Source organism: Alphaproteobacteria bacterium LSUCC0719, from assembly GCA_040839025.1.
Taxonomy (GTDB): domain Bacteria; phylum Pseudomonadota; class Alphaproteobacteria; order Puniceispirillales; family Puniceispirillaceae; genus UBA8309.
The window spans coordinates 1-23,878 of the sequence record JBFPJN010000009.1; the positions used below are offsets into that span (position 1 = coordinate 1).

Annotated in this window: 24 protein-coding genes, 1 tRNA gene and 1 other RNA gene; 14 read left to right on the forward strand and 12 right to left on the reverse strand. The window is 61.6% G+C overall.

Features of this window, described 5'->3' with window-relative positions; all coding sequences use genetic code 11:
• Positions 1-63: 63 nt before the first annotated feature.
• From AB3X55_13000 to hemC, 5 genes are all read right to left on the reverse strand, one after another.
• Positions 64-137 (reverse strand) — tRNA-Thr (locus AB3X55_13000).
• Between the two features lie 35 nt (positions 138-172).
• Positions 173-1,534 (reverse strand): heme biosynthesis HemY N-terminal domain-containing protein, encoded by a 1,362-nt coding sequence (locus tag AB3X55_13005; GenBank protein MEX0504505.1) that lies wholly within the window; start codon positions 1,532-1,534, stop codon positions 173-175.
• Positions 1,534-2,712, reverse strand: a complete 1,179-nt coding sequence (locus AB3X55_13010) for a hypothetical protein (protein ID MEX0504506.1) — start codon at positions 2,710-2,712, stop codon at positions 1,534-1,536. Before AB3X55_13010 ends, AB3X55_13005 begins: the two co-directional genes overlap by 1 nt.
• Before the next feature lie 78 nt (positions 2,713-2,790).
• A complete protein-coding gene (locus AB3X55_13015; GenBank protein ID MEX0504507.1) occupies positions 2,791-3,543 on the reverse strand; it encodes a uroporphyrinogen-III synthase in 753 nt (250 codons plus the stop codon).
• Positions 3,544-3,573: 30 nt separating this feature from the next.
• Positions 3,574-4,509, reverse strand: coding sequence for a hydroxymethylbilane synthase (gene hemC / locus AB3X55_13020; protein MEX0504508.1), 936 nt, complete (start codon positions 4,507-4,509; stop codon positions 3,574-3,576).
• 124 nt (positions 4,510-4,633) lie between these two features.
• On the opposite strand from hemC, the gene tsaD reads away from it, so the two are divergent.
• The 3 genes from tsaD to AB3X55_13035 all read left to right on the forward strand — a co-directional run bounded on the left by tsaD (position 4,634) and on the right by AB3X55_13035 (position 7,168).
• The gene (tsaD, locus tag AB3X55_13025; protein ID MEX0504509.1) at positions 4,634-5,692 is read left to right on the forward strand and encodes a tRNA (adenosine(37)-N6)-threonylcarbamoyltransferase complex transferase subunit TsaD; all 1,059 of its coding nucleotides are present in this window, start codon (positions 4,634-4,636) and stop codon (positions 5,690-5,692) included.
• Positions 5,689-6,657, forward strand: coding sequence for an NAD(P)H-dependent glycerol-3-phosphate dehydrogenase (locus AB3X55_13030; protein MEX0504510.1), 969 nt, complete (start codon positions 5,689-5,691; stop codon positions 6,655-6,657). The genes tsaD and AB3X55_13030 overlap by 4 nt, the downstream gene beginning before the upstream one ends.
• Before the next feature lie 91 nt (positions 6,658-6,748).
• Positions 6,749-7,168 (forward strand): EVE domain-containing protein, encoded by a 420-nt coding sequence (locus AB3X55_13035; protein MEX0504511.1) that lies wholly within the window; start codon positions 6,749-6,751, stop codon positions 7,166-7,168.
• A 7-nt stretch (positions 7,169-7,175) separates the two neighbouring features.
• Here AB3X55_13035 and AB3X55_13040 read toward each other — a convergent pair whose 3' ends face one another.
• The 3 genes from AB3X55_13040 to AB3X55_13050 form a co-directional block, all read right to left on the reverse strand.
• Entirely contained in the window at positions 7,176-7,544 is a 369-nt protein-coding gene (locus tag AB3X55_13040) for a lipid-A-disaccharide synthase N-terminal domain-containing protein (GenBank protein MEX0504512.1), read from the reverse strand.
• On the reverse strand, positions 7,541-8,377 hold the full coding sequence (locus tag AB3X55_13045) for a glycosyltransferase (GenBank protein ID MEX0504513.1): 837 nt from the start codon (positions 8,375-8,377) through the stop codon (positions 7,541-7,543). Before AB3X55_13045 ends, AB3X55_13040 begins: the two co-directional genes overlap by 4 nt.
• A gap of 96 nt (positions 8,378-8,473) precedes the next feature.
• Entirely contained in the window at positions 8,474-10,174 is a 1,701-nt protein-coding gene (locus tag AB3X55_13050; GenBank protein ID MEX0504514.1) for an ArnT family glycosyltransferase, read from the reverse strand.
• Positions 10,175-10,324: 150 nt separating this feature from the next.
• Here AB3X55_13050 and AB3X55_13055 point away from each other — a divergent pair, with 150 nt between their 5' ends.
• Together AB3X55_13055 and AB3X55_13060 are read left to right on the forward strand one after the other, a co-directional pair.
• The gene (locus AB3X55_13055; GenBank protein MEX0504515.1) at positions 10,325-11,710 is read left to right on the forward strand and encodes an MATE family efflux transporter; all 1,386 of its coding nucleotides are present in this window, start codon (positions 10,325-10,327) and stop codon (positions 11,708-11,710) included.
• Positions 11,707-13,116, forward strand: a complete 1,410-nt coding sequence (locus AB3X55_13060; GenBank protein ID MEX0504516.1) for a M17 family metallopeptidase — start codon at positions 11,707-11,709, stop codon at positions 13,114-13,116. Before AB3X55_13055 ends, AB3X55_13060 begins: the two co-directional genes overlap by 4 nt.
• 7 nt (positions 13,117-13,123) lie before the next feature.
• Here the strand turns inward: AB3X55_13060 and AB3X55_13065 are convergent, their stop codons facing one another.
• The 3 genes from AB3X55_13065 to AB3X55_13075 are packed head-to-tail and all read right to left on the reverse strand — an operon-like array spanning position 13,124 to position 15,446.
• The gene (locus tag AB3X55_13065) at positions 13,124-14,053 is read right to left on the reverse strand and encodes a 2-hydroxyacid dehydrogenase (GenBank protein MEX0504517.1); all 930 of its coding nucleotides are present in this window, start codon (positions 14,051-14,053) and stop codon (positions 13,124-13,126) included.
• A gap of 13 nt (positions 14,054-14,066) precedes the next feature.
• The gene (locus tag AB3X55_13070; protein ID MEX0504518.1) at positions 14,067-14,870 is read right to left on the reverse strand and encodes an inositol monophosphatase family protein; all 804 of its coding nucleotides are present in this window, start codon (positions 14,868-14,870) and stop codon (positions 14,067-14,069) included.
• Positions 14,871-14,876: 6 nt separating this feature from the next.
• Positions 14,877-15,446 carry a cytochrome c family protein gene (locus AB3X55_13075; protein MEX0504519.1) on the reverse strand — a complete coding sequence of 190 codons (570 nt, stop codon included), beginning with the start codon at positions 15,444-15,446 and terminating at the stop codon, positions 14,877-14,879.
• 176 nt (positions 15,447-15,622) lie between these two features.
• On the opposite strand from AB3X55_13075, the gene AB3X55_13080 reads away from it, so the two are divergent.
• From AB3X55_13080 to recR, 6 genes are all read left to right on the forward strand, one after another.
• Complete coding sequence (locus AB3X55_13080; protein MEX0504520.1) at positions 15,623-16,375, forward strand: 3-deoxy-manno-octulosonate cytidylyltransferase; 753 nt, start codon at positions 15,623-15,625, stop codon at positions 16,373-16,375.
• Between the two features lie 156 nt (positions 16,376-16,531).
• The gene (locus tag AB3X55_13085) at positions 16,532-17,386 is read left to right on the forward strand and encodes a prephenate dehydratase (protein MEX0504521.1); all 855 of its coding nucleotides are present in this window, start codon (positions 16,532-16,534) and stop codon (positions 17,384-17,386) included.
• Positions 17,387-17,444: 58 nt separating this feature from the next.
• Positions 17,445-17,543, forward strand: an RNA gene (ffs, locus tag AB3X55_13090) — signal recognition particle sRNA small type.
• Between the two features lie 120 nt (positions 17,544-17,663).
• The gene (locus tag AB3X55_13095; GenBank protein MEX0504522.1) at positions 17,664-19,466 is read left to right on the forward strand and encodes a DNA polymerase III subunit gamma/tau; all 1,803 of its coding nucleotides are present in this window, start codon (positions 17,664-17,666) and stop codon (positions 19,464-19,466) included.
• Positions 19,466-19,789 (forward strand): YbaB/EbfC family nucleoid-associated protein, encoded by a 324-nt coding sequence (locus tag AB3X55_13100; protein MEX0504523.1) that lies wholly within the window; start codon positions 19,466-19,468, stop codon positions 19,787-19,789. Before AB3X55_13095 ends, AB3X55_13100 begins: the two co-directional genes overlap by 1 nt.
• Before the next feature lie 13 nt (positions 19,790-19,802).
• Positions 19,803-20,399, forward strand: a complete 597-nt coding sequence (gene recR, locus AB3X55_13105; protein MEX0504524.1) for a recombination mediator RecR — start codon at positions 19,803-19,805, stop codon at positions 20,397-20,399.
• On the opposite strand, the gene AB3X55_13110 is transcribed toward recR, so the two are convergent.
• Positions 20,393-21,469, reverse strand: coding sequence for a DNA recombination protein RmuC (locus tag AB3X55_13110; GenBank protein ID MEX0504525.1), 1,077 nt, complete (start codon positions 21,467-21,469; stop codon positions 20,393-20,395). The two genes, recR and AB3X55_13110, sit on opposite strands and share 7 nt — an antisense overlap.
• 176 nt (positions 21,470-21,645) lie before the next feature.
• On the opposite strand from AB3X55_13110, the gene def reads away from it, so the two are divergent.
• The 3 genes from def to truA are packed head-to-tail and all read left to right on the forward strand — an operon-like array spanning position 21,646 to position 23,867.
• Positions 21,646-22,164, forward strand: a complete 519-nt coding sequence (def, locus tag AB3X55_13115) for a peptide deformylase (GenBank protein MEX0504526.1) — start codon at positions 21,646-21,648, stop codon at positions 22,162-22,164.
• Between the two features lie 9 nt (positions 22,165-22,173).
• Positions 22,174-23,124, forward strand: a complete 951-nt coding sequence (fmt, locus tag AB3X55_13120) for a methionyl-tRNA formyltransferase (GenBank protein ID MEX0504527.1) — start codon at positions 22,174-22,176, stop codon at positions 23,122-23,124.
• Positions 23,121-23,867, forward strand: a complete 747-nt coding sequence (truA, locus tag AB3X55_13125; GenBank protein ID MEX0504528.1) for a tRNA pseudouridine(38-40) synthase TruA — start codon at positions 23,121-23,123, stop codon at positions 23,865-23,867. The genes fmt and truA overlap by 4 nt, the downstream gene beginning before the upstream one ends.
• The last annotated feature ends 11 nt before the right edge of the window (positions 23,868-23,878 follow it).

Here is a 23,878-nt window from a genome sequence, read left to right on the forward strand (position 1 = left end):
CTGTACGTCACCTGACCTGTTAGCACATAAAATGCTGACATATCAGTGATGTACATGAAGAAATGGTGCCCGCTGAGGGAATCGAACCCCCAACTAATCATTACGAATGACCCGTTATACCATTTAACTAAGCGGGCAGTGGCTGCGCTTATAGCGGCTTTCCCCGGCAGGTTCAATCGGGCTTGTTCACCCCGATACCGGATAATGATGGCAGGATCGGTGCCACCCCGTCGGGCCGCCGCCATTCCAAGGTGGCAAAACCGGCACAGCCCGCGCAATGGCCCTGCCATTCATCATGGACAAGCTGACATTCGGTGCATTGCCAGCAACGTGGACGCGGTGCCTCACCGGCCTGACGAAGGGCCTCTGTTTCCGCAACGTGGTCCTCTGCCTCGGCAGCAAGACGCGAGACAAGGCGCCAGGCCGCGGCATCCCGATGGGCCGGGGCAATCTCGTCAAGCAACCTGCCTGCCTCGCCGACAAGACCATGTGTCATCGCCGCTGTGGCCACCACCAGCCGTCCTTCATCGGCACGCGGACCATCCTTTGGCATCAGTTTGACCAATCTGGCGACATGACCACCGTCATTCACCTTCCACACTGTCTGCAGCATCGCCGCGATCCTGTCATGCGGCAAAGATTTGAAGGCTCTTTCCAGCCATTTCACAGCCTTGCGGGGACTTCCATCCTCTTCGTGAAGCGTGGCAAGCCGCATCGCGGCAGGCCAGAATTCGGGCCAGGCGTCGATCGCCGCCTCGAGGCTGGCAGCTGCGGTACGGCGCGCCTTTCTGTCGGCCCCGGCATCAAGCATCGCCAGCGCATCAAGATAGGCCAGCGCCGCCCTTTGCCGTGCCAGACGATACCGCATCGAATCATCATGCCCGTCCGCCGCCGCGACAACAGCATGTGCCGGCAGTGCCGCCGCCCAGTTGCCACGCTCCGCTTCAAGCACCATCACCTGGCGCGCCGCAAGCGCGGATTTCGGACGCAGGTCCAATGCCAGCCGGGCCGCCGCCAGAGCCTGATCAGGCTGATCATTCTCCAGCGCCAGTCTGGCAAGACCGATATGACCAAGAAAGGCGGTATCCTTGCCGCGCGTCAGCGAGGTGAAATACCGCCCGGCAGCCTTGTGATCGCCTGACATGTGCGCCGCCTGCGCGGACAGCAGGTCGGTCAGCTGTGGCGCGGCAAGCAACCGTTGCGCCCGCGCCGCCTGACGACGCGCCTCGTCCGGCTCGCCGGCCGACACCGCCATCAGCCCAAGCGCCAGAGCCCGGTGTCCCGACTCTGTCCGCCGCCTGGTAAGGTTACGGCCAAGCCATGACGGCAACCCAAGCAGACCGCGAAACAGCCTGTCGGTCAGCACAAGGGCCAGCGCCAGAACAACCAGGATCGCCACCGCCAGACTGGTGCGCATCTCAAGCTGCCATCCAAGCCATTCAAGCTGCACCATGCCGGGCTGGGCACCAAGCCAGGCTGCCAGAGCCGCGCCAAACAGAACAAGAATGACAAGACCGAGAAGACGTCCGAACATCAGTCGGTCACCCCGGTGGCGGCAAGACGTGACGTCATGTCAGCCATCAGACCGACAAGCGCCGCGTCAAGGTCAAGTCGGCGCTGGGCCTGCGCCTGCCATGCGGCAAGACGCGCCGAGGCCGGCACAATCTGCCGGCTGGCGGCAACCGACGAGAGCAGATTCCCGGCGCGAAGGGCATTGGCAAACACGTCAAGCGGCACCGGATCATCACGCTGGCCATCTGAACGCGAGGATGATTCCTCACTGCGGCGAAGCCTGATAAACCCGGCAAGCCGGCCAGTCGCATTCTGCCACCAGCCCGCAGCCTCATTCTGATCACGCCGCAGGTCACCGGCCAGATCGACGCCGCTGGCAAGAAGCTGTGTCGTCGTCGCGGGCGGCGGGGTCAAAAGCGCCTGAATGCCGGCCAGACCCTCAATATCGAGACCGGCCCGTGCCAATTCCTCAAGCACCGACAGCCATTGTACAGGATCGCCCCCGACAAGATTGGCGGCATTCATCGCGTTTGCCGCGCCAAACCCGGCCTGGGCCAACGCCAAAGCTGTGTTGGGTAAACTGCCATCGATAGACGTCTGCGCGGCATCACTGGCAGCAGACAATGCATCCATGTCAGCCGCCAGCATGTCGAGACGCTTCGACAATGCCGACAGCGCGTCTGCCGGATCCTGCGGCAGGCTGGCCTCGATGCCGTCAAGGCGCGCGTCGATTTCGGCCCGACCTTTGTCAACAGCTGCCAGTTCAGCCTGCATGCTGGCAAGCGCGTCATTGGCCGCTGCCATCTGCGCCGCCAGCCCTTCAATTTCGACACGAAGCTGGGCTTCGTGGCGCGCCGCCATCCATTGCAGAAGACCGCCCCCCGCAAGAACAAGCACCAGGGCCGGCACACCAAGCATGACCGGCAAACCAAAACGCCGGCGCTTTGTCTCGCCTGATGACGCAGCGTCACCGAACCCGTCCGAGGCCGAGTGGCCAGATGCGGCATTGGCGGATTCATCATTGTCTGATGTCATATTGTCTGGCCGGGCGCCGGTGGATGATGGGCCTTTGCCTTCGGCCCCGGACCGCGCCCTGTTGCGACCAGCGGCGCGCCGACGCCCGGTCGGCCCGCCGGTCTTTTCCACGGCAACACCTTCGATAATGTCCGGATCGGTGTCTGGAGTCTCTTTGCTGCTCATGCTGTTGTCAGGCCCCTATCTGAACATGGCTGTCTGAACATAGCTGTCTGGACATGGCTATCTGGACGCGGCATGCCGTCAATATCTTGCTGCATGACGATGATAGAACAAAGCGGCAATAGCTAAAAGCCGTGCGCGTGTCGAACGTTTGGCGATGAATTCCTCGCGCCAGCCCGACCCGGCCGCGGCGGCAATGGCCGCGCTTCCGGCAATCAAAGTGATATGGGGAATGTGCGCGTCCAGATCATGTTCCGACACCATCTCGCGAAACAACCTTGCCGAGCGCGCCGACATCAGAATCACCCCGGCAATACGGCCATTCCCAAGCCTTGCGATCGCCGTATCATCGAACCGGGGAATCGCGACCATCTCGTAGACAGGATGGATCTTCACCTCGATCTGCGGTGCCAGCGCGGTCTGCATGTCAAACCCACGATGCATCGCACAGGGCCACAGAAGCGGCAAGGACGACAGATCATGGCGGGCCAGTATCAGCGGCACCAGGCCGGCACCACCGCCGGTGCCGACCGTCACATCATGGAACCCTGCCCGCCGGGCAAGGCGCCCGGTGGCGCGCCCGACGACAAAGACCGGCATGCCGGACCAGACGGATGGCAGCCCACCGTCGAAACTGTCAAGGAAAGCGGCAATGGCATGACGGCTGGTGAAAATCAGCCCGCCTGCCGTGCCGGCCTCCGGAACCGTCATGTCGAGATACATCGCTTCCATCACCGGCGCTGCCAGCGCCGCCACACCGCGCCGTTCCAGCGCGGCAACATCCAGGGCACCATCAGGTGCCGGGCGGACTGTCAGGATGAAGTCTGTCGTCATCTGTCATTCGCCGCATCAGCCATTCTCATCTCAGGCGAGGAAGTCGCGCCCACCGGCCGCCTCGAGCAGTCTGGCGCCGAGCTGTCTGCCAAGCGCGACCGCATCCTGCTGTGGCGCAACCTCACTGCCACGATGCGCCGCTGTCCCGTCCGGCCGCAGCACCATGCCGTCAAGATTCAGCATGCCGCCATCATCAAGCGTCGCACTGGCCGCAATCGGGGTGTGGCATGATCCGTCAAGATAGGCCAGCAGGGCGCGTTCCGCCGTCACCTCGGCAGTTGCCTGCGCGCAATTCAGGCCGGCAATGGCGTGCGCCACCGCCCGGTCGCGATCACTGTCGCCGTCACGGATCTGAATGGCCAGCGCACCCTGTGCCGCTGCCGGCGGCATGATCGCCGGGTCCAGCGGCGTATGCGGCACATCAAGCCCAAGCCGGCGCAGGCCGGCCATGGCAAGGATGATGACATCATATCGACCTTCGGCAAGCGCAGCCAGCCGCGTATTGACATTGCCACGAAGCAGTTCGATCCGCAGGTCCGGCCTGTGGTGACGCAGCAGCGCCTGACGCCGGACCGATGCCGTGCCGACCACCGCGCCTTCGGGAAGCGAGTCGATCGTCTCGAAAGGCCCGATCAGCGCGTCGCGCCTGTCCTCGCGCGGCAGCACCGCCGCAATGGTGGTGCCCTCGGCAAAGACCGTTTCCATATCCTTCATCGAATGAACGGCAGCGTCACAATGTCCGGCAAGCAGCTGATGCTCCAGCTCCTTGACAAACAGCCCCTTGCCACCCGCATCGGCAAGCGAACGGTCGAGGATCCGATCACCGCGCGTTGTCAGTGACAGAATGTCTGTCGCCAGCGGTGCCAGGCGTTCGCGGACGATATCGGATTGCGCCAGCGCCAAGGCCGACGCACGGCTTCCCAGAATGAGCGGATGCGCGGCAAAGATATCGGACAATTGGGTCATAGCCGCCTGTAATAATGCCCGGTCGCCACAGTTGCAAAATAAAAAGCCACCAGCCAGGGGACTTATCAACCCGGCGGCGATGCCTTATGCTCGAACCGCAATCCCAAGATATGGACGCCGCCTGATGAATGACCCCTTCCTGATGCTCGGCATCGAGAGCAGCTGCGATGAAACAGCGGCCGCCATCGTGACCGAAGATGGAAACATCCTTGCCAGCGAGGTGGCTTCGCAGATGGACATCCATGCCGCACATGGGGGTGTGGTGCCGGAAATCGCGGCGCGGGCGCATCTCGACGCCATCGATCTGGTGATCGCCTCGGCACTTGCCAGCGCCGGAATCGACATTGATGCCATCGGCGGGGTGGCGGCAACAGGGGGACCGGGACTGATTGGCGGGGTCGTTGTGGGAACGGTGACGGCAAAGGCCATCGCCACGGCACGGAACATTCCCTATTACGCCGTGAATCATCTTGAAGGCCACGCGCTCAGCCCACGTCTGGTCGCGCCTGTCGCCTTTCCCTATCTGCTGTTGCTTGTGTCGGGCGGCCATACCCAGCTTCTGGCCGTTCATGGACCCGGTGCCTATGAACGCTATGGCACAACGATGGATGATGCCGCCGGCGAGGCGTTTGACAAAAGTGCCAAGATCATGGGGCTTGGCTATCCCGGCGGTCCGGCAATCGAACGCCTTGCCGCCGATGGCGATGCTGGAAAGATCAGACTGCCGCGGCCACTCAAGGGGGCCGATCACTGTCACTTCTCGTTTTCCGGGCTGAAGACGGCGGTGGCGACGCGGCATGCGGCGCTGACGACAGATGGTGACAGGTCCGCATTGGCCGATCTGGCAGCATCGCTTCAGGCCTCGATTGCCGACTGCCTTGCCGACCGGGCACGCTGGGCCATGGACAGGTTTGCCGGCGCATATGGCCCGTCAACACTGGTCATTGCCGGTGGCGTTGCCGCCAACAGGGCGATCTTCGACAGGCTGGAAACCGAGGCCACCGATGCCGGATTCAATCTTGTCGTGCCACCAGCCTGGCTTTGTACCGACAATGCCGCGATGATCGCCTGGGCAGCGCTTGAGAGACGGCAGAGCCCGGACGGGCTGAGCTTTGCGCCGCGACCACGCTGGCCGCTTGACCCTGATGCCGCACCGCCGCCCGGTCGCGGGGTGCGGGCATGATCCGCGCCGCTGTCATTGGCGGTGGCAGCTGGGGGACCGCGCTTGCACATGCGCTACGCTGTGGCACGGCGATGCCAACCCTGCTGGTGCGCAATCAGGACAGCGCCGCATTACTGGCAGACGGGCGCTGTCGACAGCTTGCCGATCTTCCTGCGGTTGACGGATTTGACGCCACCACCAACCCGGAAATCCTGTCAACGGCCGAGATGACCCTTGTCGTTGTGCCGGTTGCCGCGACCCGCGCCAGCCTGAGTCTGATTGCGGCCCATGCACCGACCATGGCGCCGGTTGTACTATGCGCCAAAGGCCTGGTGATGGATGGCGACACGCCGATGCTGGTATCCGAACTCGCCGCACAGATGCTGCCTGACACCCCGCATGTGATCCTGTCCGGCCCGACATTTGCCGACGAGGTGATGCAGGGGCTTCCCGCCGCCATCACGGCGGCAAGCACGGACAGACAGGCCATTGACACCGTCCAGCAAGCCTTTGCCGGAAGCCATCTTCGCGTCTATGGCAATCTTGATCCAATCGGTGTTGCCATTGGCGGGGCGATGAAGAATGTGATTGCCATTGCCGCCGGTTGCGCTGCCGGCCTTGGTCTTGGCGACAATGCACGCGCAGCCCTGATCACGCGCGGCCTTGCCGAAATGGCGCGCTTTGCCGTCGCCGCCGGTGCGCAGCCCGACACCATTTACGGCCTGTCCGGGGCCGGTGACCTGGCCCTGACCTGTGCCGGGCCCCATTCGCGCAACATGGCCTACGGGCTGGCTCTTGGGCGCGGCGAGACCCCGTCGGACCGGCTGGCCGAAGGACGCCATAGTGTGGCGGCACTGGCGGCACGCGGCATCGAGCTTGGCGTTGAGCTTCCCATTACCATGGGTGTTGACAGTGTGATCAATCAGGATGCCGACCTGCGTCAGGTTGTGGCCAGCCTGCTGGCGCGCCGGGTCGGGGTTGAATAGCCGGCGTTGAATAGTCGGCGTTGAATAGCTGGCGACACACCTTACCTCGACAGATAATGATCCCGGCACGATCACGGAAAGGCAGGGCAGGATGAATTACTGGCTGATGAAATCGGAACCTTCAACCTGGTCATGGGATGACCAGCAGGCCAAGGGCGACGAGGGCGAAGGATGGGACGGCGTGCGCAATTATCAGGCGTCGAACAATATGAAAGCGATGGAAATCGGCGATCTGGCGTTCTTCTATCATTCGGTGAATGAAAAGCAGATCGTCGGCATTGTCGAGGTGATCAGGCTCTATCATCCCGATCCGACAGACGCCAGTGGCCGGTTCGGCATGGTCACGGTGAAAGCCGTGAAAGGCATGACAAGACCTGTCACACTTGCCGAAATCAAGGCTGATGAACGTCTTGCCGATATGGCGCTTGTGCGCCAGTCACGCCTGTCGGTGACACCCGTCACAGCAGCGCAGTGGGACATGCTGATGGCGATGGGGAACACAACCCTGTGACCACAGATCAGCTGTCGGACGAGGTTTCGCGTCGAATGAAATAGAGATTCCGCAGATAGATGAACAGGCCCAGACCCTGACCACATATGATCACCGGATCCTGTCGCCAGATGGCATAGAGAAGCAGCACCGCACCACCGCCGATCGAGAAGTACCAGAACGCGATCGGGATTACCGACTTGGCCTGTTTTTCCGAAGACAGCCACTGAATGATAAAGCGCATCGCGAACAGACCCTGCCCGGCAAAACCGACAATGATCATGATGCGTTCGGGATTTGTAACCAGGCTGTCGGGCAGAAAAGGCAGCAATGTGACAAGAACGCTGGCAAAGGCGCGCGCGCCTGCCTCGATTTGCGATGACAGAAAGGCGATCATGCGCCGGCTCCCCTTTTGCTGGCCGTCCGGCCCGTGGTCTTGCCGGCCTTGCTGACGGTATTCCGGCCAACTGTGATCTCGGTCACCTCACCTTGACGCGGCGCGCGGCGCAGCAGCCAGATCACACCGACAATATCACTGATCCCGACAACAAGCCGATCCAGAATGCGGTATTTGGAACTGCCACGAAGTCGTGGACGATGCGCCACCTCGACACCGACAACCACCCCATTATGCCGCCGCACCAGACTGGGCATGAACCGGTGCATATGGTTGAAGAAGGGAAGCTGCAGGAACAGCGAGCGGTGCAATATCTTGATGCCACATCCACTGTCGGGATGCGTATCGGCCAGCAGACTGCGCCGGATCCAACGCGCGGCCCGTGATGCCAGCAGCCGCATCGCGCTGTCCTGTCTGCGGGCCCTGATCCCGGCCGCCATGCCGACCCGGCCTGTCCGGTCGGTTTCAGCCAACAGCGCCGCCTCGAGCGCCGGCAGGTCGGCCGGAACATTCTGGCCATCACCATCAAGGACCCCGATCAGATGTCCACGCGCCGCCAGCAGCGCCGATCTGATAGCCGCACTCTGTCCAGCGCGGGACTGGTGGCGCAGCACGCGAAGTTCGGGTATGTCGGCCGCACACTCGGCCAGTTCAGCAGGGCTGTCATCGGTGCTGGCATCATCGACATAGATGATCTCGAAGCGGCGCCCTGCCAGCGCGGCACCGATTTCCTCGATCAGCGGACGGATATTTCCAGCCTCATTCATGACCGGCACGAGAATCGAAATCTCGATCGCGGATGGTGATGTGGCGGCAGCCTTGGTTCGGGTCATTAAGACAAACTCGGCAGAGACAGAAACAACCGCGGCGGAAACAACCGCGACAGACATAATTGCGGCAGGAATGATCGCGTTGGCATGTGCGTTTCTTTACCCACTCACGTCGCGCGGGTCAAACGCATCAGCACGATAAAGAAAAATTAACACATCTTTACCTTTCGACATGTTGAAGCCTTCAATCTGGCGAATGGCGTCAACACCGAGGCCAAGTGAGCCAGCCATATCCAGAAAGGCCGCCTGCTGATCGCGCTCGACAATGGCAAGGCCGCCTGGTGCCTCGGCAAGGAACAGCGCCGCCTCGCCGCCATCGACCAGCAGCAGATCACGGCCAAGATGAAACACCAGCGAAGGTTCATGAAACCCTGCTGCCGCAATGGCGGCAGGCGAGGGGCCGGATTCTGTTATTGCGGTGTCGATGGCACGCGCCAGATGGATCCTGGACAATGACGGGATCAGTCCGCCAATGGCAACCAGGTTCATCAGCGCGCCGGCAGCCATGACCAGCATGGCCGGACGGATACCTCCGTGCCGGTGCCACACCAGGCTCTGCCACAATGCCAACCCGCCCAGCAACGCGCACAGCATGGCAAAGGCAAAGGCACGGCCGCCGGTAATTCCGCCATAGGTCAGTGCCGCCCAGCCAAAACAGGCAACAAGAACCGGCCCGGCGGCGATCATGGCAGCTTCGCTGGCAAAGGCCAGCCAGCGGCGCGCCACCGCACGCATGCCGCCCTTGGCGAGGCCGGCCATCGGAGCGTCAACGGCACAGACAGCAAGCACCATAATCGCCGGCACAACCGGCAACGGATAGTGCGGCAGTTTCGTTGGCACGAATTCGATCAGCACCCAGAAGGGCAGTATCCAGGCCAGCAGGAACCGGCTTTCGACATGCGACAATAGCAGCGGCATCTGGCTGATGGCTCGTGGCAGCAACAGGCTGGCCGGCCAGAGAAGAAACATCGCCAGCAACAGATAGCTGCCAACAGGGGCGCCGTGCGATTCCTGCTCGGACTGAACCTTGGCAAGAAAATCGCCCCGAAACGCAATATCGAGAAAGGCCCCGTCGGTGGCAAGCGTAACAAGCACCGCCCAGGGAAGTGTCACCAGACACAGGATCAGGACTCCCCGCCCAAAGCGCAGCATGCGCAGCCATGTGACATTGCGATGCCAGGCTGACAGCGCTGCAACCGTCGTCAGCGCCAGCAAAGGTGCCACCGGCCCCTTGACCAGCACCCCTGCCGCCATTGGCAGCCACACCCACAGATAGGAATGATAGGACAGTCTGCGCCCATGCTGCCAGGCCTGGTAAATGCGCATCAGCCCATATTGCTGGATCAGGCACAGCAGCATCAGTACCGAGTCCGTCTTTGCCAGATGCGCCTCGGCAAGGACAGTCAGCGCAGTGCCACAGGCAGCGGCAGCCAGCACGGCACGATGCGGTTTGTAAAGTGTGCGTGCCATACGGTAGGTGCCATAGACCGTCAGCAGCATGGCAAGCAGGCTTGGCAGGCGATAGGCGGCAATGTTGCTGTCGCCAAACAGCGATGCCGATGCCGCCTGAAGCCAGTAGATGCCCGCCGGTTTCTTGGCCCGGATATCATCCTGGAAGCGGATCGTGACAAGATCGCTCGTCTGCACCATCTGCTTGCTTGCCTGGGCAAAGCGGGATTCGTCACGATCCATCGGCGGCACGGTCTGATGGCCGACCAGAACGGCAGCCCCAAGACATGCCAGCACCACCAACAGCACCGATATTCCAGCAGATTTCTTGGCCGATTTCTTGAATGTCACGGGCACTGACGATCCTCTGGATTGCCGGTCGCCTGTCGCACCGGAGACCGCCAGCACGTTAAAGCATTTTTTCGGCATGTTTGCCATATGAATTGCCCCCCGCAGCAGCTGGCTGTAGGGTGGCGATTCATTACCGTCCGACGGTGGATCATGACCTACATCTCCCCGGCACAGGCTGGCAGCCATCCATGGCAGCAACAGACAAGCTGGCGCCATCTATGGTCCATCACATGGCCGATCATCATCGCCAATGTGACCTTCCCTCTTGTCGGGGCCGCGGATACGGCGATGATGGGGCGGCTCGATGATGCCAGCTATGTCGGCGGGGTGGCGCTTGGCAGCCTGATATTCAGTTTCATCTATTTCGGTCTGGGGTTCCTGCGCATGTGTACAACCGGGCTGGTCGCCCAGGCACAGGGGCGCGGCGATCTTGCCGAGATCGAGAACCATCTTGTCCGTGGACTGATCCTCGCATTCTGTCTTGGCTTCATTTTCGTCATTGGCACACCTGTGGTGCATATTGTCACCGGCGCGTTGCTGACCGCCAGCGATGCGGTCGAGGCGTTGATGCACCGCTATGTCGGCATCCGGCTTCTGGCGGTGCCGGCGGCGATTGCCAACATGGTGCTGCTGGGGTGTATTTTCGGACGCCAGCAGATGCGCCTCGCGATGGTCCAGATCATTTTCATCAACCTTGCCAATCTGGCGCTGAACCTGGTTTTCGTGCTTGGCCTTGGCATGACGATCGAAGGGGTGGCGCTGGCATCGGTTATCGCGCAATGGGTCGGGCTGGTGGTCACGCTCGGACTGGTCAGATGGCAATGGCGAGACCTTCTTGCCGGGGTCGAAAGGCGCATATTCAGCCGCCACCCGGCCTGGCTCGATCCGGCGGCCTTTGTCAGGTTCTTCATCATTGGCAGTGATATCGTCATTCGCACCGTACTGATCCTGATCAGCGAGGCCGTGCTGTTGAACCAGGCGGCTGGCATCGGTGATCTTTCGCTTGCCGCAACCCAGCTCATTCTTGTCATGTTCGGGCTGATCTGCTTTGCGCTGGATGGTTTTGCCCATGCCGCCGAGGCGCTGGTCGGCGAAGCTGTTGGACGTCGGAACCTGCCGATGCTGGATCAGGTTGTGCGCCGCACCAATATCATGTCGGGATGCATGGCATTGTTCATCAGCGCGCTGATCTGGATCGGCGCGCCGTGGATTGTCGGCCTGCTGACCTCGCAGCAGGATCTGGCAGAGCTGACACTTGCGCACTGGCACTGGGCGGCGCTGTTGCCACCATTGTCATTTCTGGCATTTCAGATGGACGGAGTATTTGTCGGTGCCACGCAAAGCCGCGAGATGCGCAACGCGATGCTGGTATCAAGCGGCCTTTTCGGTGTCGCGATGCTGGTATTTGGCGGGGCCGGGCTGAATGGCCTTTTTGCCGCCTTTACGATATATGTCGGACTGCGTGGTGTGACGCTGCAGATGCGCATGGGGCGTGTCCGTGCCCTCGCCACACCTGAACAGATGGATAGGTTATGACCAGATTTCCACTTCGTGAACCAGACGAACTTGGCCTTGTCCCGCATGATGACAAGGCCCGCAGCCTGCGGCTTTTAACCCTTCAGGACTATGATGGCTGGCAGCTGGCAGCCGATGATGCGACCCGTGAATGGATCACCGCCAGCGGCTTTGCCGGCAAGGCTGGCACGGCGTGCCTTCTGCCGACACCGGGCGGCGATGATGCGATAGCCATTGTCGATCCGGAAGATGCGATCTGGAACGCCGCCGCGATTGCCAAGGCGCTGCCGGCCGGCCGGTGGTCTCTGGCAGAGCCGGACGATCAGGCTATTGATCCTGCCGCCATTGGCCTTGGCTGGGCACTTTCACAATACAGTTTCACCGCCTACCGCGAGGCGTCGGACAGCGCGCCGCGCGAACTCTGCCTTGCCGCGATCCTGGATGCGCCGGCGCGCAAACGTCTGGCAGGTCTTGCCAGCGGCACCGCCTTTTGCCGCGATCTGATCAACGCCCCCCCAAATCACATGACCCCGGCCGGGCTTGAGGACGCCGCACGCCATCTCGCGGACAGGTTTGGTGCGACCATCGAAGTGACCGAAGGCGAGGCACTTGCCACCGGCTATCCGGCTATCAACACGGTGGGGCGCGCCGCCGAAATCGCGCCGCGCCTGATCGACATGCGCTGGGGTGACAGCGGCCCGAAAGTCACCCTGATCGGCAAAGGCATCACCTTTGACTCCGGGGGACTTGACCTGAAACCCTCAAAGGCAATGGAGCTGATGAAAAAGGATATGGGCGGGGCGGCAACGGTGCTTGGCCTTGCCACGGCAGTGATGCGGGCCGGTCTTGCGGTGCAGTTGCGGGTTCTGGTGCCAACGGCCGAAAACGCCGTGTCCGCGAAATCGATGCGACCCCTCGATGTGATCGACACCCGCGCCGGTCTGCCTGTCGAGGTTGGCAACACGGATGCCGAGGGACGGCTGGTGCTTGCCGATGCGATCACGCTTGCCTGCGAGGACGACCCGGACTTCATGATCGATTTTGCCACGCTGACAGGCGCGGCGCGGGTGGCCCTTGGCACCGAACTGCCAGCTTTGTTCGCCAATCGGGATGATACCGCCAGTGCCATCCTTGCCGCGGCGGACACGGCGGCAGACCCGCTGTGGCGACTGCCTCTGTTCGAGCCGTATGAGCGGCATTTGGATGCCGGCCATGTGGCGTTGTCCAGCACCGGACATTCAGGTTACGGCGGCGCCATCACGGCGGCGCTGTTCCTGCGCCGGTTTGCCGGCAAGGAAACGAACTGGGCGCATATCGATGTCATGGCATGGAATCTGTCCGGACGGCCAGGCCGGCCACGCGGCGGCGAGGCGATGGGGCTTCGTGCGCTGTTCACCTATATCGAAAGGCTTGCCGCCCCCCGGTAACTTTCGGCTAGTAGCCGCGCGCCCAGTCAACGCGGTTCGCCGGCGATTCGCCAGCCATCATCCGCACAATCGCCGCGGCAACCTGATCGGCCGCCGACGTGGCGTTGGTCTGTGCCGCCACATGCGGCCAGACACGGATGTTCGGGTGCGTCCAGAAAGGGTGGCTTTCGGGCAGCGGTTCAACCGCAAATACATCAAGGGCAGCCCCGCCGATCCGGCCTGACTCGAGGGCGGCCAGCAGGTCATCATCAACCACCTGCGGCCCCCGACCGCCATTGATAACAAACGCACCCGGCGCCAGCCTGTTGAAAAAGGCGGCATCCATGATGCCCGTTGTCTGCGGGGTCAGGGGCAGCACCGACACCACGATATCCAGTCCAGTCGCAAAGTCGGCAAGCTGGTCCATGCCGGCAAACACCTCCACCCCGTCAATCTGCTTTGGCAATCTGGAAAAGCCCCGCACATCGAATCCCAGCGCCGCGAAACGCGTCGCAATCACCGTCCCGATAGCCCCGACACCAAGAACCCCGACACGCCCACCCGTCGCCGGCCGCTGGGGCAGCGAGCGCCAGTGTCGTGCATTTTGCTGGTCGCGGTATGCGGCACCATCGCGCCAGAAATCCAGTGCATTCAAAATCGCCCAGTGGCTGAGCGCGTTGGCCATGTCAGGGTCGATCAGGCGTACCAGGGGTATGTCACGCGGAACGGTATCGTCGCGCATCATGTGGTCGACGCCCTGTCCCTGCATGATGATACCACGCAGATTGGGACAGTTCGCAAAGGCATACGGGGGTGGTGCCCAGACAAGCGCGACATCACTTGCCGCACCGGCCTCGCTCAGCAATTCATGAATTTCGAAATCGGACAGCCGCGTGGCAAGAGAGGTTTCCCATTTGGCGATGTCGCTGGCGTTGCCATAAAAGCCGATCCGAATCATCGCCCGTCCCCTGTCAGCTCCCGGCTCTCACGATGGCAAGGGCTTCAGCATGAAGCTCCGGCGTCGCCGCGGCAAGAAGGCTTGACGAATGGCTCATCGACACCGGCGCGCCTGTCTTGTCGGTCACCGTGCCGCCAGCGGCCCGGATCACCTGTACCACCCCCATGATGTCATGTGTGGCCAGCCCGTCTTCAAGCACCACATCCAGATGACCGGACGCAAGAAGCGCGTAATTGTGGCAGTCACCGCCATAGCTGTTTGTTGCCGCGATGGCGCTGAGCCTGTTGAAGGCGTCGAGACTGTCTGCAAGCAACGCCTCCGGCGCGGTTGTGGCAAGCCGCGCGTTGCGAAGCTTGCTGACCTTGCTGGTGGCGATGGTCTGTCCATTCAGCGTCGCCACATTGCCAACAGCAACATAGCTTTCATCAAGCATCGGCATGTCGATCAGGCCAGCGACCGGATCATCATTCCTGACCAGCCCGACAAGCGTGCCAAAGACCGGCCTGCCGCAAATGAAGGCACGTGTGCCGTCAATCGGATCAATAATCCAGGAATAGCCGCTGTTGCCATGATGCGGTGCATGTTCCTCGCCAAGGATGTCATCATCGGGAAACTGCGCGATCAGGGCTTCTCGAAGCGCCAGCTCGGCCGATTTGTCGGCAAGAGTTACCGGCGAATCATCGGCCTTCCACTCGATGGTGCCGCCACTGCGAAACCAGTTCGAGATGATCGGGCGGCTGACAGACGGAAGGCTGCGCAGAAAATCAGCCAGCTCTGCATCGCTGAGCTGGCTGTGAATGCGGGTGGTATCCGGCATGGTGCCTCAGCTGCCGCTTTCGGCGGCAATCTGCTCGTCAGTCGGCAGGGCGGCCAGCGAGTCAGCCTGCTGGCGCAGATAGGCAATCATGTTGGCACGGTCCTGCGGCTTCTTCAGGCCGGCAAAATTCATCTTGGTGCCGGAAATATATGCCTTTGGCTTGGCCAGAAATGCGTTCAGCGACGCATAGTCCCACTGGCCGCCAAACTCGGCCAGGGCGCTGGAATAGCCAAAACCCTCAGCAACGCCCTTGTCGGCATTGACGACATTCCACAGGGCCGGGCCAACCTTGTTGGCACCGCCCTTGTCGAAAACGTGACAGGCGGTGCATTTCTTGGCCAGCTTTTCGCCAGCGGCCACATCCGCGCTGGCCAGAAGTGCCATGATTGGCTCTGGGCCGGAATCTGCCGGTGCCGCATCGGCGACGGCCCCACCTTCGGGCACCTCGATGACATAGGCATTCTGCTCGAGCTCGCTGTGCGGCACGAGGATTTCGGCAAGCTTCACGCCAGTCATCAGCAACAGGCCAGCCACAAGAAGACCGGCAAAAAGCTTGTTCAGACCAAGTTCGTCCATACTAACACCCCCCGCGGCAGCGGAAGCTCCCCCTAAACTGTCTGGTGGCCGACCCGCAAACGGTCTGCCCAACGGTCATCTCATACCGAAATTGCCGGTTGCCCTCAAGCCCCCGATCAGCCTATTTGCGCCTTTTGCCTAGGCAAATTGACAATTATGTGATGAATTGCCGCATCATGAGCGCAACCTTGTCACCTGTCATCATCATTCCTGCCCGCATGGCGGCCAGTCGGCTGCCTGGCAAACCGCTTGCCGACATTGCCGGCAAACCGATGATCCAGCATGTATGGGAACGCGCGATGGCCGCCGACATCGCCCCTGTCTGGGTGGCAACCGACGATGATGCCATCGCCGAGGCCATTCGCCTTGCTGGCGGCAATGCGGTGAAGACCCGGGCCGACCATCCGTCAGGATCAGACCGTACATTCGAGGCGGTGGAGCAGATCGACCCCGATCGGATCTACAGCGTGATTCTGAATCTTCAGGGCGACCTGCCCGAGCTTGACCCGATGATTCCGAAAACCCTTCTTGCCACAGCGCAGCGCAGCCAGGCCGACCTGTCGACCCTTGTTACCAAGGCTGATGAAGACGAGGCAGCGCGTCCACAGATCGTCAAGGCCGTTGTCAGCTGGCAGGACGACGATTCAGACCCGCATATTGGCAGGGCGCTCTATTTCAGCCGCGGCGCGGTGCCGACCGGCATGGCGCCGAAATTTCATCACATCGGCGTCTATGGATGGCGGCGCGAGGCCCTGGCGCGGTTTGTCGAACTGCCGCCTTCACCGCTGGAACTGGCCGAAAAACTGGAGCAGCTTCGCGCCCTTGAAGCTGGCATGACGGTGGCTGTCGCCGAGATTGCCGCAGCGCCAGCCGGCGTCGATACAGAAGAAGATCTCGCCGCCACGCGGCAACGGCTTGGTGACGGGTAAACAGCGGCAGAACACAGGCCGGTGGCGCAGACCGGCCAATCTGTGCCATTGCCGCCTTTACCATTGCTGTCTGTAACATTGACACCCTCACGCCATGACATGATACTCGCGCGCCGGCGGACGTGCGCCTGAAGATATCAACGGACACCAAAATTCATGAGCGACAGCAGCAACATCATTGCCTTTCAGGGCGTTCTTGGCGCCTATTCGCACATGGCCTGTCAGGCCGTGAAGCCGGATATGGAGGTGCTTGCCTGTGCCTCGTTCGAGGACATGATTCTCGCCGTTCAGGAAGGGCGCGCCGCTCTGGCCATGGTGCCGGTCGAAAATTCGATCGCCGGGCGGGTGGCCGACATTCATCATCTGCTGCCAGAATCCGGTCTGTATATCAACGCCGAGCATTTTCAGCGGGTCAATCATCAACTGCTGGCTCCAAAGGGGGCCACGCTCGAAACGCTGGTCGAGGTTCACAGCCACGCGCAGGGGCTTGCGCAATGCCGCGAGCGTCTTCGCGCTCTTGGCCTGACACCGGTGATGCATGCCGACACCGCCGGTGCGGCCAAGGATATTGCCGCACGCGGCGATCCAACCATTGGTGCCATTGCCTCGGAACTGGCGGGTCAGATCTATGGTCTTGATGTGCTGATGGCATCAGCCGAAGATGCAGAACGCAACACCACGCGCTTTCTTGTCATGTCGCGGACCGATGTCACACCGCCACTGAATGGTGACCGCATGATGACCACCATCGTGTTCACCCTTCGCAGTGTGCCGGCGGCGCTTTACAAGGCGCTTGGCGGTTTTGCCACCAATGGCATCAACCTGACCAAGCTGGAGAGCTATCTGCGGCCCGGATCGACCGAGCGCGCGCAATTCTATGTTGATGTCGAGGGCCATATCGATTCTCCGGCAATGAAACTGGCCATGGAAGAGCTTCGTTTCTATTGTCAGGATGGCGAGGTGAATATCCTTGGCACCTATCCGGCAAGCCCGGTGCGCGCCGGCAATTGAGCAGACTGGCCGTGACATTAATGGCTTGTCCCCTGTGTCGCTTTCATCCATATAGAGACCAGGAAGGCTGGGCGGACGTGCTGTCGGTCTAACCGGTCAGGTCCGAGAGGAAGCAGCCAGGGTCGTTTTTGCGCGGGTTGTTCAGTCTTCCGCTTTCCATCATGCAGCGATAACACAGACCGGCATGGCAACCGGTGCGTCAACCGGCGCGTCACCTGCCGCCACCCGGCAGTTACCAGTGGCAAAGTCACCGTTGCTGCGCTAGGTTTCACACATCATGAGCGACATCGTCCTGACAGGTTACCGGGTCCTTGCCCGCAAGTACCGCCCCGAGCGTTTTTCCGAGTTGATCGGCCAGGAGGCGCTTGTCCGCACACTTGAAAACGCGCTGTCTCTCGGACGGTTGGCACATGCCTTTGTGCTGACCGGCGTTCGCGGTGTCGGCAAGACCTCGACAGCACGGCTTCTTGCGCGCGGGTTGAACTGCATCGGACCGGATGGCCAGGGCGGCGCGACGCTGGAACCCTGTGGCAGTTGCGAGCCCTGCACGGCCATTGCCGCCGGTCGCCATGTCGATGTTCTGGAAATCGACGCGGCAAGCCATACCGGTGTCGATGACGCGCGTGAAATCATCGAAGGGGTTGGCTACCGGCCTGTCTCCGGGCGGTTCAAGATCTACATCATTGACGAAGTTCACATGATGTCGAAAAGCGCCTTCAACGCGCTGCTGAAGACACTTGAAGAACCGCCGGACAATGTAAAATTCATCTTTGCCACGACCGAAATCCGCAAAGTGCCCGTGACCATCCTGTCGCGGTGCCAGCGCTTTGACCTGCGCCGCGTGCCGACCGATCTTCTGGCGACACATCTTGGCACGATCTGCGAGCGCGAATCGATCACCGCCGACAATGAGGCAATCATCGCCATTGCCCGCGCCGCCGAGGGGTCGGTCCGCGACGCGCTGTCACTTCTTGACCAGGCGGCGGCGATGAGCGCCGACAGGATGACCATCGACAGCATCACCGACATGCTTGGTCGGCCGGGTCGCAATGATTCCATCGCCATTCTTGATTCAGCAATGCGGGGCGATACGGCCGCCGCGCTCGCAGCGCTGACAACCACCATGGCAGGTGGCGCAGAGCCTGAAATGATCATCTCGGATCTGCTGGATCTTGTTCATCGCGCCAGCCAGAAAGCCGCTGGCGGGCCGCTCGACACGCTTCTCGAAACCGAGAGGGACGCTATTGATTCGCTTGCCGCGATCGGCATTGCGCGGCTTGGCCGGGCATGGCAGATGCTGTTGAAGGGCCATGCCGAGGTAACATCAGCACCGCAACCGCCGGCCGCTGCTGAAATGCTTGTCATCAGGCTGGCGCATCTTGCGAACATGCCAACGCCGGGCGATATCGTGAAGCGCCTTGCGGAAACCGAGCCACAATCGCCGACCGTGACGTCAACAGCGGCAGAACCGGAATCGGCACCATCAGCCATGCCGGCGCCGTCAGCCATGCCGGCATCCCCAGCTTCGACAACACCCGTCGAAGCGGATCCAGCGCCATCCACGCCTGCGGATGACACGCCCCCGGTGACGGCGATGCGGGCCAGTGGCGGCGATTCAACAGCAGCCTTGCCAACCGAGGCGCTGGCACCGGAGTCCGATCCCGCCGATACAGCGACATCACAGCCACGCTCGCTTCAGGATATTTCCGATCTTGCCGAGGCGCATGATGACCCGCTTCTGGCGGCACATATCCGCAGCCATGTGCGGCTTGTCAGTCTGCAACCCGGCCTGCTTGACATCTGTCTTACCGAAGGCGCGCCGGACAGCCTGCCAGGAGACATGGCGCGCCGCCTCAGTGACTGGACAGGCACGCGCTGGATGGTCAGCCTGTCGGATGGTCCCGGTGGCAGGACTATCACCGAGGAACGACGCGAGGCACAGCAGCGCGAATTCGAGACCATTGCCGAAACCCCGCTTGTCAAGGCAATCACCGAGACCTTTCCCGGTGCAACGATCGAATCCGTCACACCACTGACAGACTCCGCTATGGATCAGCCGAATGAGGATATTCCGACATGATGCGCAATATGGCCGGCATGATGAAAAAGGTTCAGGAAATGCAGACGCGCATGGAAGCGCTGCAGCAGGAAATGGCCGATACCGAATTCACCGCCAGTGTGGGGGGTGGCGCGGTCACGGTGACTGTCACCGGCAAGGGCGAAATGCGCGGGGTGAAGATTGATCCTGCTGCCGTTGATGGCGATGATGTTTCCATCCTCGAGGATATGATCTGTCTGGCGACAAACAACGCCAAAGCCGAGGCCGACGCGGCAATGGCAGCAAAAATGAAGGACATCACCGGCGGCTTGCCGCTGCCTCCCGGCATGTCACTGCCGTTCTGAGTCCCGGAGTTTCATGGATTCACAGCTCGACAATCTGATCCGGCGGCTGGCTCGCCTTCCGGGGCTTGGTCCGCGCTCGGCCCGCCGTGCGGTGCTTCATCTGCTGCAGAATCGTGACCGGCTGATGCTGCCGCTTGCCGAGGATCTGGGCCAGGTCGCGCGCAGCATTCGAAGCTGCGCCGATTGCGGCAACCTTGATACCGGTGACATCTGCGCCCTGTGCCGTGATCCGCAGCGTGATCGCAAGACATTGTGCGTTGTCGAGGATGTGGGTGATCTGTGGGCGATGGAACGCGCCGCTGTCTATCGGGGGCTGTATCACGTTCTTGGTGGCACGCTCAGCGCCATTGACGGGCGGGGGCCGTCAGAACTGAATATCGACAGATTGCTGATCCGCGCCCGCGAAGAGGTGGACGAGGTGATCCTGGCCCTGCCGGCGACAGTCGAGGGACAGACGACAGCACATTATCTTCATGAAAAGCTGGCACCACTCTCGATTGAGGTGACGAGGCTGGCCCACGGCGTGCCGGTTGGCGGCGAACTGGACTTCCTCGATGACGGCACGCTGGCGCAGGCGCTGAAGGCACGCGGCAGGATTGGCGGTCAGTGACCACCCTGCCCTGTCGCTTCGGGCGGCAGCTCGGGTGGCGGTGCGCCGTCATTGCTGACATCAATCTGGGTAATCTTTGCCCCGCGTGAGGAAATCTTGCGACTGGAGATCTGGATATCGTCGATATCCTTTTCAACCTGACCGAAATGCGTTGCCAGTTTCTTGATCCGCTCGTCCAGCCGCGACACGTCCTGCAGCATCGTTTCAACCTCGGCCTTGATGACACCCGCAGCCTCATGCATGCGGGCATCGCGAAGGATCGCCCGTACCGTGTGCAGAATCAGCATCAGATTATCCGGTCCGGCCATATAGACACGCCGGCGGCGGCTTTCCTCGACAAGCTTGGGAAGCTGAAGATTGATTTCGGCATAAACCGATTCCGACGGCAGAAACATGATCGCACTGTCCGCCGTTTCGCCGGGAATGATGTAGCGATCGGCAATATCGGCAATATGTTTCCTGACATCGGTTTCCATCATCCGGCGCGCCGCGGCCCGGTCGGCCTCGCCATTGGCGGCGGTCAGCGCGCGATAGGATTCCAGCGGAAATTTCGAATCGATACAGATCGCCCCTGGCGGGGAGGGCATGTCCAGAAAGCAATCAACGCGGCGGCCATTGCCGAGCGTGTGCTGAAAGCTGAAGGCATTTTCGGGCAGCGCGTCGCGAACAAGGTTTTCCAGCTGCACCTCGCCAAAGCTTCCCCGTGCCTGCTTGTTCGACAGAATGTTCTGAAGCTCGCCAACCTGCCCGGACAGCGCCGAGATATGCGCGTTTGCCTGATCGATCACGGCAAGCTTTTCAGCCATGCCGGTAAGCGAGCGGTTGGTGCGTTCATTCTGGTCACGAAGCGAATTTTCCAGACGGGTGCCAAGGCGGCCTTCGGTTTCCTGCATCTGCGCGGCAACGGTCCTGTGAAGCTCGCCTGACTGTGCGGCAAGCTGGGCAAGCTGACCCTTCAGCTCGGCCATGGCCTGGTCATCCTGATGTCCGGATCGCTGTTTCATAATCATGAACAGAAGGCCACCAATGACGGCAAGCGCAAGAAGGATGAGCATCGTGTCGAGCGGCATGTGTGACAGTTCCGTATCTGCAAGGCGGAAGCGAAGAATTCGCCCGGCAACCCGATATCCTCGATGCCGCCGGGATGGTCAGTCTGGCATGGCCGCCCCCCGACTGCAACTTGACTGCTTCGCCGGCATCCCCTACTCCAATGACCTGAATTGTGACGGCAGGAAAAGGCAGGGCTATGGCGCTGATCCCCATCATCTGTATCCCCGATCCGATGCTTCGCCAGGTGGCCGCACCCGTGCCAGAAGTAACAGACGGGGTTCGCCGGCTTCTGGATGATATGGCTGAAACAATGTATGACGCCCCCGGAATCGGTCTTGCCGCGCCACAGATCAATGTCTCGCAGCGGCTGATCGTGATGGATTGCGGGCCCGATGACGCACCCGAACTTCACAAGATGATCAATCCCGAGATTGTCGGCAGGTCGGATGAGACAGCGGTGCTTGAGGAAGGCTGCCTGTCGATCCCCAAACAGACCGCCGATGTCACACGGCCAGCCCATGTCGATGTCAGATATATCGACATTGACGGCGGCGAACAGATGATGCGGTGCGAGGGGCTTCTGGCCGCCTGTGTGCAGCACGAGATCGACCATTTGAATGGGGTTCTGTTCATCGACCATATCTCGCGCCTGAAACGCGACATGATCGTGCGCCGCGCCCTGAAGGAGCTTCGCCAGGTCAATGGCGACGAATAGGACCCGATCATGACCCGCCGCCGGATTGTCTTCATGGGAAGTCCGGAATTCGCCATTCCGACGCTTGACCGGCTGGCGGACGAGCATCAGGTGGTGGCTGTCTACACCCAGCCGCCGCGGCGTGCCGGTCGCGGGATGCGCGAAACCCCCCAGCCCGTGGCCGCTCATGCCACCGGACGTGGACTGGCGGTTTGCCATCCGGAAAGTCTGAAAACGCAAGAGGACGCCACCGCACTGGCAGCATGGCAGGCTGATGTTTTTGTCGTCGTTGCCTATGGGCTGATCCTGCCGCCGGCGGTACTGGCGATGCCGCGTTTTGGCTGTATCAACGGGCACGCCTCGCTGTTGCCACGCTGGCGCGGCGCCGCGCCGATCCAGCGCGCCATAGCTGCCGGCGATGCAAAGACCGGCGTCTGTGCGATGATCATGGAAGCCGGTCTTGATACCGGACCGGTCCTGGACCGGAGGGAGTGTGACATTGGTGATGCCGAAACCGCTGCCACTCTTCATGACAGGCTGGCCACCATAACAGCCGATTTGCTGGGCGAGGTGGTGGCACAGCTCCCCGATATTCTGGACCGCAAGCAACCCCAGGATGACCAGGCAGCCATCTATGCGCCAAAACTGACCCCCGCAGAGGCACAGATCGACTGGCAATTGCCAGCTTTGACACTTGATCGGCAAATCCGCGCCTTCACGCCGGTGCCGGGCGCATGGTTCACCGGACCCAAGGGACGGATTCGCATTCGTAGTGCCAGGCTGGGGACCGATAATAACGGCACGATGCCGGGACAGTTTCTGGGGCTTGATTCGCAGGGTGGCATGAGGATCGGCACCGGTGCCGGCGAGATCATCCTTGACGACATCCAGCCGGCAGGTGGCAAGGTGATGCCGGTGCGTGCCTGGCTGAACGGCAATCCACTGTCTGTCGGTGACAGCATCGACGCGGCACGCGAATGACCCGGCGCATCTTTATCACCCTTGAATATGATGGCGGTCCGTTTGTCGGCTGGCAGCGTCAGGATAATGGCCTGTCGGTGCAGCAGGTTCTGGAGGCGGCGGCGCGCGAGCTGACCGGGGCCGACTGTCTGGTGCAGGGCGCCGGTCGCACAGATTCAGGTGTCCATGCCACCGGCCAGGTGGCGCATCTTGACGTCCCTGACAAGTTCGATGCGGCCAGGGTGATGGCGGCCCTGAACGCGCTGACCGCAGACCATCCGGTAACCGTCCGCACCGCGCGCGAGGTACCGAACGATGCCCATGCCAGATTTTCTGCGACCGGAAGACGGTATCTCTATCGTATCCTGCCGCGGCGCGCGCCACCGGCGCTGGATCGCGGGCGCGTCTGGCATCACCGCGCCGATCTGAATCCTGACGCCATGCAGGACGCGGCGGGGCATCTTGTCGGGCGGCATGATTTCACCACCTTCCGTGCCAGCCAGTGTCAGGCCGACAGCCCTCTGCGGACGCTTGACGAGCTGCGGGTCGAGCCGGTGGGTGAAGAAATACATGTCCATGCCGCAGCGCGTTCGTTCCTGCATCATCAGGTCCGTAACATCGTTGGCACGCTGGCATTGGTGGGAACCGGCAAATGGACAGCCGATGATGTGGCCAGCGCATTGCAGGCGCGTGACCGGTCTGCCGGTGGCCCGACCGCCCCGCCCGAGGGGCTTTATCTGACCGGCGTGACCTATCCGCTGTGACCTGCCCGGAT

What these genes read in the sequence shown, in the direction of transcription:
- def (MEX0504526.1), top strand. Translation starts at nt 21,646, where the DNA reads ATGGCGCTGATCCCCATCATCTGTATCCCCGATCCGATGCTTCGCCAG.
- AB3X55_13085 (MEX0504521.1), top strand. Translation starts at nt 16,532, where the DNA reads ATGAGCGACAGCAGCAACATCATTGCCTTTCAGGGCGTTCTTGGCGCC.
- AB3X55_13015 (MEX0504507.1), bottom strand. Translation starts at nt 3,543, where the DNA reads ATGACGACAGACTTCATCCTGACAGTCCGCCCGGCACCTGATGGTGCC.
- AB3X55_13035 (MEX0504511.1), top strand. Translation starts at nt 6,749, where the DNA reads ATGAATTACTGGCTGATGAAATCGGAACCTTCAACCTGGTCATGGGAT.
- hemC (MEX0504508.1), bottom strand. Translation starts at nt 4,509, where the DNA reads ATGACCCAATTGTCCGATATCTTTGCCGCGCATCCGCTCATTCTGGGA.
- AB3X55_13095 (MEX0504522.1), top strand. Translation starts at nt 17,664, where the DNA reads ATGAGCGACATCGTCCTGACAGGTTACCGGGTCCTTGCCCGCAAGTAC.
- AB3X55_13030 (MEX0504510.1), top strand. Translation starts at nt 5,689, where the DNA reads ATGATCCGCGCCGCTGTCATTGGCGGTGGCAGCTGGGGGACCGCGCTT.
- tsaD (MEX0504509.1), top strand. Translation starts at nt 4,634, where the DNA reads ATGAATGACCCCTTCCTGATGCTCGGCATCGAGAGCAGCTGCGATGAA.
- AB3X55_13070 (MEX0504518.1), bottom strand. Translation starts at nt 14,870, where the DNA reads ATGCCGGATACCACCCGCATTCACAGCCAGCTCAGCGATGCAGAGCTG.
- AB3X55_13005 (MEX0504505.1), bottom strand. Translation starts at nt 1,534, where the DNA reads ATGTTCGGACGTCTTCTCGGTCTTGTCATTCTTGTTCTGTTTGGCGCG.
- truA (MEX0504528.1), top strand. Translation starts at nt 23,121, where the DNA reads ATGACCCGGCGCATCTTTATCACCCTTGAATATGATGGCGGTCCGTTT.
- AB3X55_13040 (MEX0504512.1), bottom strand. Translation starts at nt 7,544, where the DNA reads ATGATCGCCTTTCTGTCATCGCAAATCGAGGCAGGCGCGCGCGCCTTT.
- AB3X55_13060 (MEX0504516.1), top strand. Translation starts at nt 11,707, where the DNA reads ATGACCAGATTTCCACTTCGTGAACCAGACGAACTTGGCCTTGTCCCG.
- AB3X55_13010 (MEX0504506.1), bottom strand. Translation starts at nt 2,712, where the DNA reads ATGAGCAGCAAAGAGACTCCAGACACCGATCCGGACATTATCGAAGGT.
- AB3X55_13110 (MEX0504525.1), bottom strand. Translation starts at nt 21,469, where the DNA reads ATGCCGCTCGACACGATGCTCATCCTTCTTGCGCTTGCCGTCATTGGT.
- AB3X55_13065 (MEX0504517.1), bottom strand. Translation starts at nt 14,053, where the DNA reads ATGATTCGGATCGGCTTTTATGGCAACGCCAGCGACATCGCCAAATGG.
- AB3X55_13045 (MEX0504513.1), bottom strand. Translation starts at nt 8,377, where the DNA reads ATGACCCGAACCAAGGCTGCCGCCACATCACCATCCGCGATCGAGATT.
- recR (MEX0504524.1), top strand. Translation starts at nt 19,803, where the DNA reads ATGGATTCACAGCTCGACAATCTGATCCGGCGGCTGGCTCGCCTTCCG.
- fmt (MEX0504527.1), top strand. Translation starts at nt 22,174, where the DNA reads ATGACCCGCCGCCGGATTGTCTTCATGGGAAGTCCGGAATTCGCCATT.
- AB3X55_13055 (MEX0504515.1), top strand. Translation starts at nt 10,325, where the DNA reads ATGACCTACATCTCCCCGGCACAGGCTGGCAGCCATCCATGGCAGCAA.
- AB3X55_13100 (MEX0504523.1), top strand. Translation starts at nt 19,466, where the DNA reads ATGCGCAATATGGCCGGCATGATGAAAAAGGTTCAGGAAATGCAGACG.
- AB3X55_13075 (MEX0504519.1), bottom strand. Translation starts at nt 15,446, where the DNA reads ATGGACGAACTTGGTCTGAACAAGCTTTTTGCCGGTCTTCTTGTGGCT.
- AB3X55_13080 (MEX0504520.1), top strand. Translation starts at nt 15,623, where the DNA reads ATGAGCGCAACCTTGTCACCTGTCATCATCATTCCTGCCCGCATGGCG.